Source organism: Rhodoferax sp. LS1R11 (assembly GCF_056521395.1).
In genome coordinates, this window is sequence record NZ_JBWMAW010000003.1 from 56,406 (window position 1) to 75,212 (window position 18,807).

Here is an 18,807-nt window from a genome sequence, read left to right on the forward strand (position 1 = left end):
AATGCATCAGGGGTCTTCCACTGCTGCACGCGGTTGGCGGGAGGCATGAATTGAATATCAAGGAGGTCGTATTTTGAAGAAGTTATTGATCGTGGCCCTGATGGCCGCCGCATTTGGCGTGCACGCCGAGTCCACCCCGGCCAAGAAAGAGCTGATTGCCAAGGTCTTGCAGCTGCAGCAACCCGCCATCGAGCAGGCCGCCCGTGCGCTGGCTGAACGCCCTGCGGCGCAGATGATGCAGCAGGCCGGCATGGTCCTGCAGACCCGCATCGCCCCCGAGAAGCGCGAGGCGATGGGCAAGGAGATTCAGGCCGACGTGAAGAAATACGTGGACGAAACCGTGCCGATGGTGCGCACGAGCGCGATCAAGCTGGCGCCGTCCACCATCGGTGTGCTGCTGGACGAGAAATTCACCGAGGACGAACTCAAGCAACTGATTGCCATTTTTGAGTCCCCCGTGAACCGCAAGTTCGCGCAGATGGGCGGCGAGATGGAAAAGTCGCTGGTTGAAAAACTGGTGGCCGACGTGCGGGGCTCGGTGGACCCCAAGGTGAAGGCGCTGGAGCAGTCCATTGCCAAGCGTCTGGGCGTCCCCACGGGTCCTGCACCGGTGGCAACCCCGGCCGCCAAAGGCGCCGCAGCGCCTGCCAAAGCGGCCAGCAAATAACGCGTTAGCAAGCGGCCGTCATCGGGCGGCCTTGAGCGTCAGTTCGCGCACGTAGTTTTCCAATGCGGCGGCGGGCACGGGGTGGCTGAAGAAGTAGCCCTGCACCTCCTTGCAGCCGCGGGCGCGCAGAAACTCCAGCTGGCCCTCGGTCTCCACGCCTTCGGCAATGGTTTCCAGGCCCAGGCTGTCGGCCATGCTGATGATGGCCCCCACGATGGCTTTGTCATCGGGGTCTTCGGTGATGTCGCGCACAAAAGACTGGTCGATCTTGAGTTTGTAAACCCGAAAGCGCTTGAGGTAGCTGAGCGACGAATAGCCGGTGCCAAAGTCATCAATCGACAGGCGTACCCCGCGCTGGTGCAGGTCATTCATCACCGCAATCGCCGCCAGCGGGTGCGTCATCGCCACGCCTTCGGTCAGCTCCAGTTCCAGCAAATGCGCGGGCAGCCCGGCTTCTTCCAGAATGCTGCTCACCAGCTGGGGCAGGTCGGCATGGCGAAACTGCACCGACGATAAATTCACCGCGATGGTGATGGGCGCCATGCCCCGCCCGATCCACTGCGCCAGCTGGTTGACTGCGGTGCGAAGCACCCACTCGCCAATGGGCATGATCAGGCCGTTGCCTTCGGCCACGGGAATGAACTCACCGGGCGGCACGCTGCCCAACTCCGGGTGGGTCCAGCGCAGCAAGGCTTCCACTCCCACGGTTTGTCCGGTCTCCAGCGATATTTGGGGCTGGTAGTGCAGTTCAAGCTGGTTGCGCTCCAGCGCGCGGCGCAAGGCGTTGTCCAGGAGCAGCGCACGGTCCGAATGGGCCTGAATGTCAGGAGTGTAAAAGCGGTAGTGGTTGCGACCGTCCTCCTTGGCGCGGTACATCGCGGCATCGGCGCATTTGGACAGGGTGTCCAGATCCTCGCCATCTTTGGGAAAGAGCGCAATGCCGATGGACGGCGTCACGGTGAGCTCATGTTGCTCGATCTGAAACGGAAGTGAGGCAGCCTGCAGTATTTTCTGGGCGACGTTGGCCGCGCCGTTGGCATCGGTGTCGGGCAGCAGCAGGATGAACTCATCGCCTCCCAGGCGCGAGACCGTGTCCTGCTCGCGCACCGTCCGGGTCAGGCGCTCTGCCAGGGCCACCAGCACCTCATCACCCACACGGTGCCCCAGCGAGTCATTGACGTTTTTGAAGTGGTCCAGGTCCAGAAAAATCAGGGCCACCGATTGGCCATGCCGGCGCGCAAACGAGATGTCATGCAGGCAGCGGTCTGCCAGCAAGCTGCGGTTGGGCAGGCCGGTGAGCGCATCAAAATGCGCCAGCCGCTGGATGTGGGCTTCGGCCTCTTTTTGTTCGAGGGCTTTTTGCTCCAGCGCCAGCACCGTCTGGCTGAGTTCCTGGGTGCGTTGCTCGACCAGTTGTTCCAGGTGGGCGCGAGCCTGGATCAACTCGTTTTCAGCCTGCTTGCGGGCGGTGATGTCCAGCGTGATCCAGATGGAGCCCCGATCGGGATCACCGGGGTCGACGGCCTTGGCGCGAACTTCGCAAGTCAGCGCCGAACCGTCTTTCTTGCACAAGACCATTTCACCCTCAAATCCATGGCCGGCGGCAAAGGGGGCTTGCCAGCGGTAGGCGGCGTCCAGCCAATCCTGTTCCGACAAGTACCACTGACGCGACGAACTGCCGTGCAGTTCACCCGGTTCGTACCCCAGAATGTGCTCGAAGGCCGCATTGCAGCGGGTGATCTTGCGGTCGCGCAGGAAGGTGATGCCCACCATCGCGTTGTTCAGAATCAGGCTCTGCTCGGCCAGCAGCAGCTCGACCTGTTCCTTCGCCTCTTTTTGTTCGCTGATGTCGTCCACGATCCAGATCGAACCGGCATCAGTGTCGGCGGGGTTGACCAGTTTGCCGGTCAGGTTGGTCCAGAAATGGTACCCGTCACGGTGCTTCATCCGTACCTCGGCCTTGTAGGCCAGGCCTTGGGCCATCACGGGGTAGGCGGCTTCGCCCAGGGCATGAAACGCGGTTTGGTCCGGGTACAGCGACCCGCTGGGTGTGTCTATGGCGTCTTCCACCGAGGCAAAACCATAGATCTCGGCAAAGCGCTGGTTGCAGCGGACAACGAGGCGCTGCTTGATGAACGCAATGCCGACGCCCGCACTCTCCAGAATCACCTGCAGATCGCGCAAGGCCAGACGCAGCTGCTCCAGCGTCTCTTCATGCGCAGGCAGGGTCTCGGCAGGGGGCTTGGGGACGGGCATGAAGTGGTGTTGGGGAAAGGGTGCATTGTCCCGCAATTGCCTAGCGAGCGCCATAACGGCGAGCCTGGCCCAGCCACGCTGCCAGGGCAAACACCAGCACCGGCAGCAGCCATTGCAGCGCGGCGTAGGCCGCCACCAGCGAGCGTTGTGCGCCGGAGGCCAGCGTCACGGCCTCCGTGGTGACGGTGGCGAAGCGGCCCGCGCCGACAAACAGGGTGGGCAGGTACTGTGGCACGCTCACCGCAAAGCCCACGGCCAGGGCGCCGTACAGGGCGGTTCGCAACAGCGGCCACTTCACCCGCCACAAAAATACGCCGCGCCCCAGCCCCAGCGAGGCCGTGATCTGGCGGTAGCGCGGGTCAAACCCCACGTACGCCGGGCTCAGTGCAATCAGCACATAGGGCAGGACGGCCAGCGTGTGTGCCAGCCACACGCCGGCCCAGGTGGTGTCCAGGCCCCAGTGCAAGGTCATGCCGTGAATGCCCACCACCCACAACACCGGCGGCAAGACCAGCGGCAGGTACATGACCGGCCGCAGGCGCGCCACCCAGCGCGGCGGTGCCCACTCTAGCCAGGCCACCGACCACAGCAGCGCGGCCAGGGCGCTGCCCAGGGCCAGGGTCAGGGTTGTGCCCACCGTGCCCAGGCTGCCCCCCACCGACGCCCAGGCCTGGCCGGTGAAGGCCTGTGGCAGCCAGGCAGGAAAGGGCCAGATGCCCGACACGCTGCCCAGCGCCAGCGCTAGTATCACCGCCAGGTAGACGCCCAGCAAGGCGTCAAACGCGCCCGGGCCCGTGCCATGGTGACCGGTGCGGCCTCGTGTGCCGGTGGTCCAGCGGGTGCGCCACAGCAACAGCCGGGGCAAGGGCCACAACACCCCCGCGACGGTCGCCAGCAGCGCCGCCAGCGCCCAGGCCGCAGCGGCGCCACGGGCGTTGACCGCCACATCGCCATCCAGCAACCACTGCCAAGCGAGCACGGCCAGTGTGGGCGGGGAGGTCGGGCCGATCACCAGCGCCATGTCCACCACGGTCAGGCTGTAGGCCAGCACCGCCAGCATGGGCCAGCGCAGTCGCGGCCAGAGCTGGGGCCACAGCACGCGCCACCAGGCCACGCGCGGGCTGTAGCCCATGCTGCGGGCGACCTCCAGTTCACGGCGCCAGGTGTGGGCGACGTCGGCGCGTTGCATCTGGGTGGCCGCGGCCCACAGCAGAAAAGGAATTTCCTTGAACACCAGCACGGCGATCAGGCCCAACCCCCAGGGGTCTTGCGTGGTGGGCCAGGGCGGCGGCGCGTCCAGCCCGGTGGCCCAGGGCGACAAGGCGCGCAGCAGCCAGCCGCTGGGGGCGATCAAAAAGGCCAGCCCAATGGCAAACGCAGCATGGGGCAGGGCGAGCAAGGGGGCCAGCAGGCGCACCTGCCGTGCCCACCGGGCTTGTCCAAAGCTGCGGGACAAAATAACCGCGGCACCGGCCACCGCCAGCAGGGTCGACAGCAGCCCGGTCCACAGGCTCATGCCCAGGGCGCGCGCCGTTTGGGGCTGGTCCAGCAGGTCGTGCCAGGCGGCGGCATGCCATCCGGCGGCCACGGCGGCCCACAAGCTCCACACCAGCGGCACGCCCACTGCCACCAGCAACGCCAGGGCTGCTGGCGTGTGGTGGGGCGGGTGTGGACCTGGCTTCACGCGGTCAATTTATAAGAAAAGTGCCTGTAGCCGCCGTGTCATGTGCGCAAGTAGCTATCAATTTAATAGCGACTCGCCGCACCGGCGTAGGCCAGCCCGGCGGCCACGCCGCCAAACAGATTGCCCTTGACCAGCGTCGCCTGGGGCAGCGCCACTTGCAGCGCGTCCATCAAAGGCTGCAGTGCCGACGAACCGCCCGTGAGGTAGACCACGTCCACGGCAGCCAGACCGGACGCCTTCACGCAAGCCAGAGCACACTGCACCACCTGGTCCAGCGACGGGGTCAACGCCTCGCCCATGCTGGACGGCGTGATGACCGGGGCCAGGGTGGTGCGCTGTTCGGGCGCGTCTTTGGCGGTGAACAGGAAGCCCATGTCCACCGTGGCGCTGTCGTGGGCGATGGAGCAGGCAATCTTGGCCGTCTCCACGCTGGCCAGGATGCGGTGCCCTTCCTGGCCCTCCAGCACCCGGATCAGGCGAGCATGCAACGCCTGGTCGGCATAAGACGTCCACAACTCGCGCGCAAAGTGCATGTTCTTGCGCGAATAGGCGTGGTGGATCAGGTGCCAGGTGCAGAGGTCGAAAAACACGCTGTTGGGCACCTGGCGCCCGCTGGGCCCGATGTGCTTGTAGCCCAGCAAGGGCATCACGTGGCTCAGGTTGAGCAGGCGGTCGAAATCGGTACCGCCCAGATGAACGCCGGTGGTGGCCAGAATGTCGCCCGAGCGGTCCGACGTGGGCGCCTGGTCGGGCAGCAGGCGGATGACGGTGAAGTCGGACGTGCCGCCGCCAATGTCCACCACCAGGGCGGTGGTGTCGGTGGTGACGCGCTGCTCAAAGTCAAACGCCGCCGCAATCGGCTCCAGCTGGAAGTCGATGTGGGTGAAGCCCGCCGCCTGCGCAGCGCGCCCCAGCGTGGTCTGGGCCAGGTCGTCGCGCTCCAGGTCGTCGTCTACAAAATGCACGGGGCGGCCCAGCATGACGCTGTGAATCTCGTAGCCCACATGGGCTTCGCAACGCGCCTTGAGTTCCTTGAAGAACATCACCACGATCTCAAAAAAGCTCACGATTTGGCCGTTGACCATCGTTTGCTCGTCCATCAGCTTGCTGCCCAGCAGGCTCTTGATGGAGCGCATCAGCCGCCCCTCCACGCCACTGAGGTAGGCCTGCATGGCCTGCGAGCCGTACAGCGTGGTGTGGGTTTCGTGGGAAAAGAACAGGGCGGTGGGCATGGCGGCACTGGTGCCGTCCAGCGGGATCACGCACAGCTGGCCGTCGCGGCCTATGAGGGCCGCAGCCGAGTTGGAGGTGCCGAAGTCAATGCCCAGCACGGGTTCTTGGGGTTGCCCGGTTCGTGTTTCAAACTGCATCGTTGCCCTGGCCCAATACGCGGGCCAGAAAGACCGAGATGTCGGCCACTTCGCGCGGGTGCACGCTGTGGGGCATGGGGTAGCTGTGCCATTGCACCGGGTAGCCCAGTTGGCTGAGCAGGTCGCGCGAGGCTTCGCCACGGGCAGGTAGGACCACGGTGTCCATGTTGCCGTGAGCCATGAAGATGGGGGTGTGGGCGTTGGCGCTCGCGCGCTCGGCCGCCAGCGTCTCGGCCAATGGCAGGTAGCCTGACAAGGCCATGATGCCGGCCAGCCGCTGCGGAAAGCGCAGGCCGGTGTGCAGCGCCATGGCGCAGCCTTGCGAGAAACCGGCCAGCACAATGTGCTCGCTGGGGATGCCGCGGGCCACTTCGCGCTCGATCAGCAGCGCAATGGCGTGGGCCGACTTCTGGATGCCCATCGCGTCCTGGCGGCTGACCAGATCGGAGCCCACAATGTCGTACCACGCGGGCATGACATAGCCCCCGTTGAGGGTGACGGGCATCGTGGGGGCGTGCGGGAAAATGAAGCGAATGGGCGGGCAGGCCGCAAGGTCGAGTTCGGGCACCAGGCCGGCAAAGTCGTTGCCGTCAGCGCCCAGGCCATGCAGCCAGATAACGGCGGCAGTCGGGTTGGGGGCGCTTTCGATTTGAATGTGGGGGAGCAGGGTATTCATGGCGCGCAAGTGTACCCACAGTGGCGGGTCGCGCGCTGGCGCCTAGAACAGTTCCATGTCGCCCACGTTGGCCGCCTGGTCGACCAGGTCGCCGCTCGCAATCAGGGCGGCGTAGCTGCTCACCTGGTTGCGGCCATGGGCCTTGGCGTAGTAGACCGCCTTGTCGGCGCGTTCGAACGCGCTGCTGGGAGAGTCGCCGGTCCTGATCTCGGAAAACCCGATGCTGATGGTGATGTGGCCCACTTGGGGGAAAACATGGTTTTCAGTGGTGGCCCGCAGCCGCTCCAGCGCGCGCACCGCCTCGGACTCGCCGTTGCAGCGCATGAGCACCACAAATTCTTCGCCGCCAAAACGGTAAAGCTGGTCATGAAAGCGAAAACTCGCGCGCATCAGCCGCGCCAGCAGCAACAGCACTTCATCGCCGATCAGGTGGCCGAAATTGTCGTTAACGCGTTTGAAGTGGTCGATATCGATCATGCCCAGCCAGTAGCTGCCTGCACCCGTCAAAGAGCGGCGGTCATCCGGATCGGTGCTCACCGCCATGTCCTGTTCAAGGGTGGCTTTCAGAAAAGCGCCGTCAAAGGTTTTGCGGTTGAGCAGGTCGGTCAGCGCATCGCGCTCGCCGTAGTCCAGCAAACCCTGAAAATTCTGGTACAGCCGAAGCACGCCGCTCACCAGATGAACCTGGTCTTTGGGCATGGGCTCATCGGTCGCTATTTCGAGGACCGCCGCGGCGCCCGCATGGCCGGTCAGCGGAAACACCGTCACGTGGGGGCCACTGTCGGTTTGCGTGACCTGCCTTGAAACCGTGGCTTGCTGGCGCAGCGGGAATTCAGCCAGCAGCGGCAACAAGGTCAGCTTGGACCAGGCGGAGTCACTGGTGGGGGTCAATTGACCGGTTTCGAGTTTGGCCGACGTCAGCCAGTGGCCATTGTCTGCCTCACCCACTACCCGGAAAATCGCCACCGTTCGTGGCGTCAGCAAGTCGCTGACAGCCCTCACCAAGGCGATGTCAAGCGCATCGCGGTCGCGCAGGGCGGTCAGGTCGGCAAGTTGGTGGAGGATTTCCGGCATGGCGCAGTTTATCGTGTTGCCGGAGCTTGTGCCCTTCTAAATCACGACTGGCCGTAACGTTTTAGCCACTCGCGTTCCAGCGGTTCCACCCAGCTGCCGTGCGGCTCGGGCAGAGTGGGCATGGCTTTTCCTACCTGGCCGGGCAGGGGCTTGACGGCAAAGCGGGCGCGTTCTGCGGGCGGCAGTTTGTCCAGGGCCAGCACGGTGGGGTCACCCCATTGATGGATGTCGGCCTTGCGCGCCTGCGCCTCGGGGCTGAGCAGAAAGTTCGCCACCACCTGGGCGCCTTCCTTGGCCCGGGCGTTGAACGGAATTGCCACGAAGTGCGTGTTGCCAATTGTTCCGCTATTGAATTGATAGCTATCTACGCTGGTGGGCAGGCGGCTGGCGGCTATTTCGTTCGCAGCTTCATTGGGGTTGAAGGTGAAGGCCAGCAGCAGCTCGCCGTCCGCCATCATCTGGCGCACGGCGGCAGCCGTTTGCGGAAACTGCCGTCCGGCGCGCCAGAGGTGCGGGTGCAGCGCATCCAGGTAGGCCCACAAGGGGACGGTGGCTTTGGTCAGCGCCTCGGGTGTTGCGGGTTTGTAAATGGCGCTGCGGTCGGCGTTGACTTCCAGCAGCGCCTGTTTGACAAAGGTGGCGCCATGAAAGTCCGGCAGGCGCGGGTAACTCACGCGGCCGGGGTTGGCTTTGGCAAACGCCAGCAATTCGGCCATGCTGCGTGGTGGCTTGGGCACCCGCTGGGTGTCGGCAAAAAAAGTGAGTTGGGCCATGCCCCAGGGTGCTTCCAGGCCTTCCACTGGTTCGGAGAAGTCGAGGCGGGTGGTGGGCTTGCCCTGCACGTCCACATACGCAAAGTTGGGCAAACTCTCGGCAAACGGGCCAAACAAAAGGGCCTCGCGCTTCATCGCCAAAAAGTTCTCGCCGTTGATCCAGACCAGGTCCACCGAGCCATCGGCCAATTTGCCAGCCGCTTTTTCATTGCGCACGCGTTTCACAACGTCGCCGGTGTCGGTGATTTTCACGTGTTCGAGTTTCACGCCATGGCGTTTTTGCACCTCGGCCCCGGCCCACTGCAAATAGGCGTTGATGTTCTCGCTGCCCGCCCAGGCATTGAAATACACGGTTTGGCCACGGGCACGGGCCAGCGTGGCAGACCAGTCGGTGCGGCCCTGGGCCCACAAGGGGGTGCTCAGCGCTGTGCCCATGAGGGCGATGGCCTGGCGGCGGGAAAGTGAGAGGGTCATGACAACAGTGCCTGCGCAAATTCACGCGCGTTGAAGGTTTCAAGGTCTTCGAGTTTTTCGCCCACGCCAATGAAGTACACGGGGACGGGCCGCTCGCGCGCGATGGCCGCCAGCACGCCGCCTTTGGCCGTGCCGTCGAGCTTGGTGATGATCAGGCCGGTGAGCTGCAAGGCATCGTCAAAGGCTTTGACCTGGGTGAGCGCGTTTTGCCCGGTGTTGCCGTCAATCACCAGCAGCACTTCATGCGGTGCCGTGGCGTCGGCCTTTTGCACCACACGCCTGATTTTTTTCAGCTCTTCCATCAGGTGCAGCTGCGTTGGCAGGCGCCCGGCGGTATCCACCAGCACCACGTCACGTCCGCGCGCCTTGCCAGCGGCGACGGCATCGAAGCTCACGGCAGCGGGGTCGCCGCCTTCCTGGCTGATGATGTCGACCGTGGTGCGCTCGGCCCACACACTGAGTTGCTCGCGGGCCGCTGCCCGGAAGGTGTCGGCCGCGGCCAGCAAGACGCTGGCGCCCTGGGCGGACAGATGGCGTGTGAGCTTGCCAATGGAGGTGGTTTTGCCCGCGCCATTGACGCCCGCCACCATGATGACGGTGGGTTTGTGCTGCCCGATGACCAGCGACTTTTCCAGGGGCAGCAGCAGGCTGGTGATGGACTCGACCAACAGCGCCTTGACGGCGGCCGGGTCGGTGGCTTTGGCTTCCTTGACGCGGCGCTTGAGGTCGTCCAGCAGGTGCTGCGTGGCCTTGACGCCGGTGTCGGCCATCAGCAGGGCGGACTCCAGGTCTTCATACAGCGCGTCGTCAATCTGGGTGCCGGTGAAGACGGTGGCAATGCTGGCACCGGTCTTGCGCAGGCCCGCGGTGAGCTTGTTGAGCCAGGTCTTGCGCTCGGGCGCCGCGGTCACCACAGGGACGGTCACGGCGATGGAAGCCGGAGTCGGTGCCGCAGTCGGCGGCGGCCTGATGGCCTCAGCAGGCGGCGTGAAGGGCGTGGCAACTGGCGTTGCAGAGGGCAGTTCGGCAGGCGTCAAAGCCGCTGGCGTGGCCTCTGGAGACGTCGTCGGGAGGGGGGCTGGGGGTTTTTTTTTGAAAAAACTGAACATTGGGTGGGTTCTTAGAATCACACCATTCTATGAAACGACCCATGACACCTCCCCACGCCCGTCCCATCACCCGTTTCCTCACCCGCCTTTTCACACTTCCCCCCCTCTTGCTGGGCTCGCTGTTCACCCTGAACGTCCACGCCCAGACAGTCCCCCAGATCGAACAGTTCACCCTCGCCAACGGCCTGACGGTCATCGTCAAACCCGACCGGCGCGCGCCCACAGCGGTTCACATGCTGTGGGTGCGGGTGGGGTCGATGGACGAGGTGGATGGCACCTCGGGCGTGGCCCATGTGCTGGAACACATGATGTTCAAGGGCACAGCCACGGTGAAACCAGGCGAGTTCTCGCGCCGGGTGGCCGCGCTGGGCGGGCGCGAGAACGCCTTCACCAGCAAGGACTACACGGGCTATTACCAGCAGATTCCCTCGAATCGCCTGGAAGACGTGATGAAGCTCGAAGCCGACCGCTTCATGCACAACCAGTGGGCGGATGAAGAATTTGCCAAAGAGCTGGAGGTGGTCAAGGAAGAGCGCCGCATGCGCACCGAAGACAACCCCCGGGCCCTGATGAATGAAGCGCAGGCGGCGGCTGTTTTTGTCGCCTCCCCCTACCGGCGCCCGGTGGTGGGCTGGATGAGCGACCTGCAGGCCTTGACGCCCAATGATGCGCGGGACTTTTACCGGCGCTGGTATGTACCCGCCAATGCGGCCGTGGTGGTGGCGGGTGACGTCGATGTGGCGCAGGTGCGCCGCCTGGCCGAGCGCTATTACGGTGCCTTGCCCGCGCGGCCGGTGCCGGTGCGCAAGCCGCGCGAGGAGCCGGTGCAGGCCGGCATCCGGCGCCTGGATTTCAAGGCGCCTGCCGAGCAGGCTTATCTCTCCATGGCGTTCAAGGTGCCTGCCTTGCAGTCGCTGGATGCCACCCCGCCAACCCCGGCCGACAACGATGCCGTGGCGCTGACCGTGCTCTCCGCCGTGCTGGACGGCTACAGCGGCGCTCGCCTGGACCGCGCGCTGACGCAGGGCGACAACCGGGTGGCCGACAGTGCCGGGGCCCACAATGGCCTGATGGGGCGCGGCCCCCAGTTGTTCATGCTGGAGGGCATTCCGGCGCAAGGCAAGACCGTGCAGCAAGTCGAGGCCGCCCTGCGCGAGCAGGTGGCCCGCGTCGCCCGCGAGGGCGTGACCGAGGCCGAACTCAACCGCGTGAAGACGCAGTGGGTGGCCGGTGAGGTCTACAAGCTCGACTCGGTGTTCAACCAGGCCCGTGAGTTGGGCAGTGACTGGGTGCAGGGCTTGCCGCTGGACGCGGACGAGCGCCTGATTGCCCGGCTGCGGGCCGTGACGGCCGAGCAGGTCAAGGCGGTGGCGGCCCAATACTTTGGCGACGATCAGCTCACCGTGGCGGCGCTGCAGCCCCAGCCGCTGGACAAAACCCGCAAACCACGCACGCCCCCACCGGGCGCCCGGCATTGAATACGCCTACGAAAAGACGCCATGAATACTATTAAAAATATAGCTGCTTGCGCACTATTGACGGGGGCTACAGGCCTTTTTTCTATAAATTATGCGGTGGCGGGCATTCCCATCGAGCAGTGGACGCAGACCTCGGGCGTGCAGGTATTTTTGGCCTCCAGCCCGGTCATTCCCATGCTGGACCTGCAGATTGACTTTGACGCCGGCAGTCGCCGTGACCCTCCTGGTCAAGCCGGGCTGGCCAGCGTGACCGCTGGCATGGCGGGCAAGGGCGTGTTGGCCCGCCAGAGTGCAGGCGGCACCGAGCCCGCATTGGATGAAAACGTCTTGGGTGAGGCCTGGGCCGACCTCGGTGCCTCGTTTGGCGCCAGCGCCAGCGCGGACCGCCTGAGTTTTTCATTGCGCTCGCTGACCTACCCGGACCTGCTGGGCAAAGCCGTGCACCTGGCGGCCCGCCAACTCGGCGAGCCCGCCTTCCCGCAGGCCATCTGGCTGCGGGAACGCGAAACCCTGAATGCTGCCCTCAAAGAGGCCAATACCCGCCCCGCCACCCTGGCCGGGCGCGCGTTCAGCCAGGCGGTGTACGGCGCCCACCCCTACGGCTTTGAAATGACGCAAGACACCCTGGCCCGCATCGGTGTGGACGACATGAAGGCGGTGTATGGCGCGCTCATTCAGCCGTGCCGCGCCAAGGTGACCCTGGTAGGCGCCGTCAACCGGGCCCAGGCCGATGACCTGGTGACCCAGCTGTTTGCGCGCCTGTCGCCAGCGGGTTCAACGCCCGCCGCCTGCCCCGCCTTGCCCGTCGTGGCCGACGTCGTGCCGCTGGACAAGCCCGTCGAGCAGCGCATCGCGTTTGACTCGGCGCAGGCGCAGGTGCTGATCGGGCAGCCTGGCTACAAGCGCGATGACCCGGACTTCTTCGCCTTCACCGTGGGCAACTATATTTTGGGCGGGGGCGGCTTTGTCTCGCGCCTGACCACCGAAGTGCGTGAAAAACGTGGCTTGAGCTACAGCGTGTACAGCTATTTTTCGCCGGGTCTGCACGCGGGCGCGTTCACCGTGGGTCTGCAAACCCGGCCCGACCAGGCTGACCAGGCGGTGAAGGTGTCAGGCGACGTGCTAGCCGATTTTGTCGCCAACGGCCCCACCGAGGCCGAGTTGCAGGCGGCCAAAGACAACTTGATTGGCGGCTTTGCGCTGCGGGTGGACAGCAACCGCAAGCTGCTCGACAACGTCGCCAACATCGCGTGGAACAAACTGCCACTCACTTACCTGGACACCTGGACGCAGCGCGTGGAGAAGGTCACGGTCAAAGACATCCAGCGGGCCTTTGCCCGCGTGGTACACCCGGACCGGCTGGTGACCGTTATCCTGGGTGCCACCGACGCCGCCAAGTGAGCGCTCCCGCCAGTCCTTTTTCTCCGTTAAGCTTTGACAATGAAATCAAAAAAATCTGAAGCCCCCCGCAAACCCCGCGTCCCCCGTCACAGCCCCCCGCTAGCCCATGAGGTTCGCATCATCGGCGGCCAGTGGAAACGCACCAAACTCGCCGTGGCCGACCGCCCCGGACTGCGCCCCACTCCGGACCGGGTGCGCGAAACCCTGTTCAACTGGCTGGGCCAGGACCTGACCGGCTGGCGCTGCATCGATGCCTTTGCCGGCACCGGGGCCCTGGGCTTTGAAGCCGCCTCGCGCGGTGCCAAAGAGGTGACGCTGGTCGAGCAGGACCCGGCCCTGGTCGCGCAACTCAAGCGCGTGCAGACCCAGCTCCAGGCCAGTGCCACCCAAATTGTGCGCGGCGACGGCATCGCTGCCATCAAGCACATGGACGCGGCCAGCATGGACCTCGTGTTGGTTGACCCGCCGTTTGACTCGGCGTTGTTTGAAGGCGCTGTGCTGGCAGCCGGTCGTGCGGTCACGCTGGATGGGTTTGTCTACCTGGAAGCGCCCACGCTGTGGACGGATGCCCAATTGGAGAGTGCCGGCCTGACCGTTCACCGCCACCTGAAGGCGGGCGCCGTGCACGCCCATTTGCTCAAGCGCGCGGGCTAGCCCGCTTCTCCCTCAACCGACCTGCAGACACACCATGGCCAACAACGTGATCGCCGTTTACCCCGGCACTTTCGACCCGATGACGCTGGGTCATGAAGACATCGTGCGCCGGGCGACGCAACTGTTTGGCCACGTCATCGTGGCGGTGGCCGCGGGTCACCACAAAAAAGCCCTGTTTTCGCTGGACGAGCGCATGGACATGGCCCGCGAAGCCGTCAAGGATTACCCGCAGGTGGAAGTCGCCAGTTTTTCGGGTCTGCTGCGGGACTTTGTCGTGGCGCAAGGCGCCAAGGCCATGGTGCGCGGCCTGCGCGCCGTGACCGACTTTGACTACGAGTTCCAGTTGGCAGGCATGAATCGCAGCCTGATGCCCCACGTGGAAACGGTGTTTTTGACGCCCAGTGACAAATACCAGTTCGTCTCCAGCACCTTTGTGCGGGAAATTGCCACGCTGGGGGGCGAAGTGGACAAGTTTGTTTCCCCCGTGGTGAACGAGCGCCTGATGGCCAAAGTGCGAACCGTGGCTAAGCCGTGAGCCGGGCAGAGCCCTCACATCAGGCCGCGCCCGCCAAGACAGGCGTATATTGACTTACCTCAAGCGGTACGCGGTGCAGGTGCCCTACGCTTGATGTGTTCGATGTCACATTCAAGTTGGAGCACAAAATGAAAATACTACTGCCCGTGGATGGTTCTGCGGTTTCTCTGGAGGCGGTCCGCTTCGCCATTCGCATGGCGCAAGCCGGTCTTGACACGAGCGTGGTGCTGGCCAATGTCCAGGAGCCTGCCACCCTGTATGAGCTGGTGGTGGCGCATGACCCGCAGGTGATCGAGCAAGTGAGTGCCGCCGCCGGTGCCCACACGCTGGAAGCGGCCGAGGTCTTGCTGAAAGAGGCGGCGATTCCTTATGAATGCGAAGTGGCATCCGGCGACCCTGCGCACACCTTGATTGATATTCTGGAGCGCTTTGAATGCGATCTGGTGGTCATGGGGGCCAGCGGCATGAGCAGCTTGCGCAGTGCGCTCCTGGGTTCGGTGTCCAACGAGGTACTGCATGCGTCAGGCGTGCCGGTGATGATTGTCAAGGCGGCTGAAGAACCGATGGACGACGACATCGGGGAGTGACCCGCACAGGTCATGACCGAGTTCATCCTCATCCGCCATGGTGAAACTGACGCAAACCGAGAACTGCGTTTTCAGGGGCAGGTGGACACACCTCTCAATGCTGTGGGGCATGAGCAGGCGAGGCGTCTGGGTCTGAGGCTGGCGGGCGAGGGGGCGCATCTGCTGCTCAGCAGCGACCTGACGCGCACGCAGCAAACGGCTTTGCCCATCAGCCAGCAACGCCTGCATTCGTTTGCGGGCGATCTGGTGTTGAAGCCCGCCTTGCGGGAGCAAAACTTTGGTGCGGTCGATGGCATGCGGGCACCTGATATCCAAGTGCAGCACCCCGAGGCTTGGGCCCAGTGGATCAAGTTTCACCCTGATTTTGCGTTTGATGGTGGCGAGAGCACCCGGCAGTTTCATGCCCGCGTGATGGCGTCCCTGCGACGTTTGGCGCAGGCCCATCCGCAGCAGACGCTGTTGGTGGTGACGCACGGTGGTGTGCTGGACATGATTTATCGCACGGCCCATCAGTTGCCGCTGTCCGGTCCACGCCAGAGCGTCATCCCCAACGCCGGGCTGAACCGGGTTCGCATGGACGGCGACACCCCGCGCATCATCACGTGGGCTGATACCCAGCATTTGGGGGGGATGCCTGCGCAGCCCACCTACGATCAAATCAGGCTCGCCCAGCGGGAGGCGCTCGCGCTGGAGAAGCCCGAGGGGCGCTAGTTCTGTTTTTGCGGCCTCTGTTTTTCAGCCAACAGGGGGTGTTGGCCAAGGTCGTTGTGGGTCCCGCAGCAACTCAAAGGCCCTGGCCACCCGCAACACGCCTAAATCATCAAAACGCTGTCCCGCAATCTGCAGGCCAATCGGCAAGCCGCTGGACGTGTAGCCACAGTTGATGGACGCCGCCGGTTGTTCTGACATATTGAATGGCACCGTGAAGCCGATGTGTTCCAGTGGCCGCAGCGGATCGTTCGTGGGGGATGGGAGTTCGGCATCAAACGCCGGCATGGGCGAGGTGGGCGAGATGACAAAGTCAAATGCCTGGCAGGCCCTCACGCACGCCACGCGGGTGGCATGAAACTGGCTGAATGCCTGAAAGGTTTGCGGACCGGTCATGCTGGCTGCACTGTCTGCCCATTGCTGAATGTAGGGCAGCACGGTGGCTTTTTTCTCCGCTGACAGGGCTGACAAGTCGATGTGCGAGCGCATGCGCCAGGCGTGGTCCATGCCTTCCAGCATGGCCGGGGTCATGAACGCCGCCATGGGTTCCACGAGGGCGCCTGCGCGTTCAAGCAACCAGGCCGCACGCTCGACCGCGGCACGAACTTCGGGTTCGACCGGCAGGCCACAACCGGCATCCATCATCAAGCCTATCCGGAGGCCACGCAACACGCCCGCGCCTTGGTCAAATTCGTTCCAGTCAATGGTGTGCGCGGGCAAGCTCATGCTGTCGCGGGGATCCGCTTGTGCCAGCACCTGCATCATGAGCGCCGCATCGCTCACGGTGCGCGTCATGGGGCCTGCCGCACGGCCGGTGTAGGGCGGGTCAATCGGCACACGGCCCAGGCTGGGTTTGAGGCTGAAAATGCCGCACCAGCCCGCCGGCAGGCGCAATGAACCACCGATGTCCGTACCGATGTGCAACGGGCCGTAGCCCGCAGCGGCCGCGGCCCCGCCGCCCGCGCTGGAGCCTCCGGGGGTTTTGCGCACATCCCAGGGGTTGCGCGAGAGGGGGTGAAAGCTGGACAAGCCGCTGGACAGCATGCCGTAGTCCGGCATGGTGGTTTTGCAAACCATGACGGCGCCGGCTGCCCGCAGGCGGGCAGCCGGTGGCGCATCTGCCATGGCGGGGCTCAGGTCTGTAGCGAGGGTCCCCAACGGCATCGGGTCGCCCAGGGTGGCGATGTTTTCCTTGATGGTGACGGGAATACCGTCAAGCAGGCCACAGGGTTCCCCGCGTCGCCAGCGTGCCTCGGACGCCCGGGCGCCGTCCAGGGCCAGCTCGGCGCGCAGCAGGTAGCTGGCATGGATGTGGGGCTCCCACTGGGCGATGTGGTCCAGAACCGATTGCATGACCTCGACCGGCGAGAGATCCCGCCGGCGATAAGCGGTGATCAGCGTCCGGGTGTCGAGGCTATGCAGGGAGGCGCAATGAGTAGTCATGCTGTAAATAGGGTGTTTGCCCCGGGCTATACCGAAACGCCGATAATTCGTACCATGTTGTTTAGCCCGAATACTTTTGTCACTGTTGCGGATGGTAAGCCATGGCTTTGATCATCACCGACGACTGCATCAACTGCGATGTGTGTGAGCCCGAGTGCCCCAACGAGGCCATTTATCTTGGCTCCGAGATCTACGAGATCGACCCCCACAAATGCACCGAATGCGTCGGCCACTTCGATGAGCCGCAATGTGTTCAAGTTTGCCCCGTGTCCTGTATTCCCGTCAACCCGAAGTTCATTGAAGACCAGGAAACTTTGTGGCAAAAATACCGGCGTCTGCAGGCCGAGGCCAACAATCCGGTCGCTCCCTGAGCGTCCCGTCTCGCTGGTTGCAGGTATTGCCGAATTTACAGGTGTTTTGAGCTGTAGCCCAGGTAGATAGTGCGTAAGCAGCTATAAAAAATATAGCGATTGATCGGTTTGAAGCATCTTGGCGATGTGGTTCAACAACACGGACAGTGGTACTTACTGCGCTGTATTTTCGGGCTTGGGAAGTTTGGGACGCGGGGGCTTGCTGGTGTGCACCAGCATGGTGGCCTTGTCCATCTCGCCCGCCAGAAAGTGCGGCAGCGCCTTGAGCGAGCGATCAATGCTTTGATCGATGGCAATCCGGTGGTCGAGTGAGGGTTTTTTGAGCACCCAATGGATGACTTCTGATTTGACACCCGGGTGGCCAACGCCCAGACGCAAACGCCAGTAATTGTCGGTTCCGAGTTGGGCGTGAATATCGCGCAAGCCGTTGTGGCCAGCATGGCTGCCACCGAGCTTGAGTTTGGCTTCGCCGGGCACGATGTCAAGTTCGTCATGGATGACCAGAATTTCCTCCGGCTGAATCTTGAAAAAGCGCGCCAGCGAAGCAACTGACTTGCCGCAGAGGTTCATGAAGGTCTGGGGTTCGAGGAGCCAGACGGTCTGCCCGTTGACGGTGGTCCGCGCCACGAGGCCGTGGTAACTTTTGTCCATGACAAGCGATATTTTCAGCTCGCGGGCGAGTTCGTCAATCCACCAGAATCCGGCGTTATGACGTGTCGATTCGTATTCTGGTCCGGGATTGCCCAGCCCCACAAAGAGTTTGATCATGCGCAAATTATCGGGGTAAGTGCAAAAAAATGGCCCACCGAAGTGGGCCATTTTTGCGCTGTGAGAGAGCAATCTGAGAGAGATTACTTCTTCTTGGCGGCAGGAGCTTTCGCAGCAGGGGCTTTGGCAGCAGGAGCGCCCTTGCCACCTTTGCCAGCGGCTGCAGGAGCAGCAGCGTCAGCAGCAGGAACTTCAGCACCAGCAACAGCCACCACGGACACGAGGACCGGGTTCTTGTTGCCACCGCGGGAGACAGCGGTCACGCCTTTTGGCAGTGTGATGTCAGCCAAGTGCAGTGAGGCGTTCTTTTTCAGGCCGCTCAAATCAACGGCGATGAATTCTGGCAGGTCGCCAGGCAAGCACAGCACATCAAGTTCAGTCACGACGTGGTTGGCGATACAACCGTCGGTCTTGATGGCAGGCGAATTCTCATCACCGCTGTAGTGCAATGGCACTTTCAAGTGCAATTTGGTGGTGGCATCTACGCGCTGGAAGTCAATGTGCAGGATCAATTGCTTGAAAGGGTGCATTTGAACGTCACGCAGCAGTACTTTGCTGTCTTTGCCGTCAAGTTCCATGTCCAGAACGGTGGCGTGGAAGGCTTCCTTCTTCAGGGCATGCCACAGAGCATTGTGGTCAATTTCGATTTGCAATGGCTCAACTGCGCCACCATAAACGATACCGGGCGTGCGACCGGTGATGCGGAGACGGCGGCTCGCACCCGTACCCAGCTTGGAGCGCTCAAAAGCGACAAATTTCATATTCAACTCCTGTGAGAG

General features: G+C 63.5%; 18 protein-coding genes. 8 read left to right on the forward strand and 10 right to left on the reverse strand.

What is annotated here, in order from left to right; translation table 11 throughout:
* Positions 1-73: 73 nt before the first annotated feature.
* On the forward strand, positions 74-667 hold the full coding sequence (locus tag AC097N_RS04965) for a DUF2059 domain-containing protein (RefSeq protein ID WP_479579641.1): 594 nt from the start codon (positions 74-76) through the stop codon (positions 665-667).
* Between the two features lie 18 nt (positions 668-685).
* On the opposite strand, the gene AC097N_RS04970 is transcribed toward AC097N_RS04965, so the two are convergent.
* From AC097N_RS04970 to ftsY, 7 genes are all read right to left on the reverse strand, one after another.
* A complete protein-coding gene (locus tag AC097N_RS04970) occupies positions 686-2,923 on the reverse strand; it encodes a sensor domain-containing protein (RefSeq protein ID WP_479579642.1) in 2,238 nt (745 codons plus the stop codon).
* A gap of 40 nt (positions 2,924-2,963) precedes the next feature.
* Positions 2,964-4,607 carry an ABC transporter permease gene (locus AC097N_RS04975; RefSeq protein WP_479579643.1) on the reverse strand — a complete coding sequence of 548 codons (1,644 nt, stop codon included), beginning with the start codon at positions 4,605-4,607 and terminating at the stop codon, positions 2,964-2,966.
* A gap of 62 nt (positions 4,608-4,669) precedes the next feature.
* Positions 4,670-5,977, reverse strand: coding sequence for an Hsp70 family protein (locus AC097N_RS04980; protein ID WP_479579644.1), 1,308 nt, complete (start codon positions 5,975-5,977; stop codon positions 4,670-4,672).
* On the reverse strand, positions 5,967-6,653 hold the full coding sequence (locus tag AC097N_RS04985) for an alpha/beta hydrolase (protein ID WP_479579645.1): 687 nt from the start codon (positions 6,651-6,653) through the stop codon (positions 5,967-5,969). The genes AC097N_RS04980 and AC097N_RS04985 overlap by 11 nt, the downstream gene beginning before the upstream one ends.
* A gap of 42 nt (positions 6,654-6,695) precedes the next feature.
* Complete coding sequence (locus AC097N_RS04990) at positions 6,696-7,727, reverse strand: GGDEF domain-containing protein (protein WP_479579646.1); 1,032 nt, start codon at positions 7,725-7,727, stop codon at positions 6,696-6,698.
* Between the two features lie 41 nt (positions 7,728-7,768).
* Entirely contained in the window at positions 7,769-8,974 is a 1,206-nt protein-coding gene (locus AC097N_RS04995; protein ID WP_479579647.1) for an ABC transporter substrate-binding protein, read from the reverse strand.
* Entirely contained in the window at positions 8,971-10,083 is a 1,113-nt protein-coding gene (ftsY, locus tag AC097N_RS05000) for a signal recognition particle-docking protein FtsY (RefSeq protein WP_479579648.1), read from the reverse strand. The genes AC097N_RS04995 and ftsY overlap by 4 nt, the downstream gene beginning before the upstream one ends.
* Before the next feature lie 41 nt (positions 10,084-10,124).
* Between ftsY and AC097N_RS05005 the strand changes: the two genes are divergently transcribed.
* The 6 genes from AC097N_RS05005 to AC097N_RS05030 all read left to right on the forward strand — a co-directional run bounded on the left by AC097N_RS05005 (position 10,125) and on the right by AC097N_RS05030 (position 15,449).
* Positions 10,125-11,561, forward strand: coding sequence for a M16 family metallopeptidase (locus AC097N_RS05005; RefSeq protein WP_479579649.1), 1,437 nt, complete (start codon positions 10,125-10,127; stop codon positions 11,559-11,561).
* 21 nt (positions 11,562-11,582) lie between these two features.
* Complete coding sequence (locus AC097N_RS05010; RefSeq protein ID WP_479579650.1) at positions 11,583-12,962, forward strand: M16 family metallopeptidase; 1,380 nt, start codon at positions 11,583-11,585, stop codon at positions 12,960-12,962.
* A gap of 39 nt (positions 12,963-13,001) precedes the next feature.
* Entirely contained in the window at positions 13,002-13,616 is a 615-nt protein-coding gene (gene rsmD / locus AC097N_RS05015; RefSeq protein WP_479579651.1) for a 16S rRNA (guanine(966)-N(2))-methyltransferase RsmD, read from the forward strand.
* Between the two features lie 34 nt (positions 13,617-13,650).
* Positions 13,651-14,151, forward strand: coding sequence for a pantetheine-phosphate adenylyltransferase (gene coaD / locus AC097N_RS05020; protein ID WP_479579652.1), 501 nt, complete (start codon positions 13,651-13,653; stop codon positions 14,149-14,151).
* Between the two features lie 128 nt (positions 14,152-14,279).
* Positions 14,280-14,738, forward strand: coding sequence for a universal stress protein (locus tag AC097N_RS05025; RefSeq protein ID WP_479579653.1), 459 nt, complete (start codon positions 14,280-14,282; stop codon positions 14,736-14,738).
* Between the two features lie 12 nt (positions 14,739-14,750).
* Positions 14,751-15,449 carry a histidine phosphatase family protein gene (locus tag AC097N_RS05030; protein WP_479579654.1) on the forward strand — a complete coding sequence of 233 codons (699 nt, stop codon included), beginning with the start codon at positions 14,751-14,753 and terminating at the stop codon, positions 15,447-15,449.
* A 24-nt stretch (positions 15,450-15,473) separates the two neighbouring features.
* On the opposite strand, the gene AC097N_RS05035 is transcribed toward AC097N_RS05030, so the two are convergent.
* Positions 15,474-16,889 carry an amidase gene (locus tag AC097N_RS05035; RefSeq protein ID WP_479579655.1) on the reverse strand — a complete coding sequence of 472 codons (1,416 nt, stop codon included), beginning with the start codon at positions 16,887-16,889 and terminating at the stop codon, positions 15,474-15,476.
* 101 nt (positions 16,890-16,990) lie between these two features.
* Here AC097N_RS05035 and AC097N_RS05040 point away from each other — a divergent pair, with 101 nt between their 5' ends.
* On the forward strand, positions 16,991-17,260 hold the full coding sequence (locus AC097N_RS05040; RefSeq protein ID WP_479579656.1) for a YfhL family 4Fe-4S dicluster ferredoxin: 270 nt from the start codon (positions 16,991-16,993) through the stop codon (positions 17,258-17,260).
* 153 nt (positions 17,261-17,413) lie between these two features.
* Here AC097N_RS05040 and pth read toward each other — a convergent pair whose 3' ends face one another.
* Both pth and AC097N_RS05050 read right to left on the reverse strand, forming a co-directional pair.
* Positions 17,414-18,028, reverse strand: a complete 615-nt coding sequence (gene pth, locus AC097N_RS05045; protein WP_479579657.1) for an aminoacyl-tRNA hydrolase — start codon at positions 18,026-18,028, stop codon at positions 17,414-17,416.
* A gap of 83 nt (positions 18,029-18,111) precedes the next feature.
* A complete protein-coding gene (locus tag AC097N_RS05050) occupies positions 18,112-18,789 on the reverse strand; it encodes a 50S ribosomal protein L25/general stress protein Ctc (RefSeq protein ID WP_479579658.1) in 678 nt (225 codons plus the stop codon).
* Between the last annotated feature and the right edge of the window lie 18 nt (positions 18,790-18,807).